At 61.8% G+C, this 1,072-nt stretch carries 1 pseudogene; it reads left to right on the top strand.

The features are described 5' to 3' along the window. A pseudogene (locus CHC08_RS50485) lies at nucleotides 1-948 on the top strand (hypothetical protein); the annotation flags it as partial. Nucleotides 949-1,072 lie beyond the last annotated feature (124 nt).

A 1,072-nucleotide genomic window follows, 5' to 3' on the forward strand; every position in this document is an offset into this window, starting at 1 on the left:
TACAACGGTGAGAAGTCTGAGAAGGCTGAGACCGTCGCCACGTTCGAGGAGTACGACAAGCTGACGCAGAAGGGTTACGTCGGCAAGGTCGAGGACGTCAACGCTGCTGACGAGGTTGGTCCCTCCTACAAGGACGCGAAGCCGGTCGCGGTTGAGACCGACAAGTGGAAGTACGAAGCCGACAAGAGCACCAACGTCTACCGGGTCATCGGCGACGACGTCTACGGTAAGAAGGGTGGCCGTGACAACCACGGCCACGACAACGACCGTGGCTGGGGCAACAACAGCGACTGGAAGAAGCTCAGCCAGAACGAGTGGCCGGCCGTTGGCTCCAAGCTCGAGACCAAGACGATCTCGGTCACCAAGACCGAGTACGACGCCTACAAGGGTCTTGGCTACAAGGCGACCGATGGTAAGGGCAACTACACCATCACGTCTTACTTCACCCTGAAGTACACCAAGAACACCAAGTCGGTCAAGTACACGATCTTCCGCTACTTCATCAAGCCGACCACCGACGCCGGTCGTCTCGGCGACAACGTCGGCGGCCAGGGCTTCACCTGGAACCAGAAGGCCGGCCAGACGGTCTACACCTTCGGTTACCCGGCGTCGGCGCACCCCGACGGCAACAAGGCCTTCACCGGCGTTACGCCCAAGTGGTGCTACGGCAAGACCCTCGCCACCAAGTACGTCTCCGCGGCCGACAAGGTCGAAGAGCACGTCGGCCTGAAGTGCTCGATGACCTCCGGCGCCGATGGCGCCCCGTGGCTCGTCAAGTACAGCAGCGCCAAGCGTCTGGGCTACGTCAACGGTGTCACCAGCCTGTTCGGTGACACGGACAAGAACGGTCGCATCGACGTCAACACCTCGGCCTACTTCGATGGCGAGACCGCGGCTGTCTACAACAAGGCCGCCGCTGTCTGGTCCGGCTCGATCGTCACCAAGTAGTAGTAGCTACTCGACGATCACCTGAGCACGAGGGTCCAAACCTCACGCTCACCCCAGCATCATCCGAGGGCCCCGGCGCAAGCCGGGGCCCTCGGCCTTTTCACCGGCAAAGCTCCATCGCCGG

Source organism: Streptosporangium subroseum (assembly GCF_900188345.1).
In the GTDB taxonomy this organism is placed as follows: domain Bacteria; phylum Actinomycetota; class Actinomycetes; order Streptosporangiales; family Streptosporangiaceae; genus Streptosporangium; species Streptosporangium subroseum.